This is a genomic window from Penaeicola halotolerans, assembly GCF_016464625.1.
Taxonomy (GTDB): domain Bacteria; phylum Bacteroidota; class Bacteroidia; order Cytophagales; family Cyclobacteriaceae; genus Penaeicola; species Penaeicola halotolerans.
Genome location: NZ_JAEAGO010000230.1, coordinates 1 through 235, shown reverse-complemented (window position 1 = coordinate 235; position 235 = coordinate 1). Strand labels below are relative to the sequence as shown.

Here is a 235-nt window from a genome sequence, read left to right as displayed (position 1 = left end):
ACCAATATTACTGCGCAATCTTGTGCTGGAGACAATGACGGTTCTGCTACAGTTAATCCATCTGGTGGCTGGGAAGCCCCTTATACCTATCTGTGGAGTAATGGCCAAACAGGTCACACGGCTACTAATCTAGTAGGGGGAAATAACACAGTCATAGTTACTGACTCTAGAGGTTGTACCAGAACGTTCACAGTAAGTATTTCAGTCCCAGACCCAGCAGCAATTACTTACACTC

At 45.5% G+C, this 235-nt stretch carries 1 protein-coding gene; it reads left to right on the top strand.

Annotated elements, in window-relative coordinates:
* The coding region (locus I5349_RS14100; protein ID WP_226391396.1) for a SprB repeat-containing protein at positions 1–235 on the top strand (235 nt) is incomplete at both ends.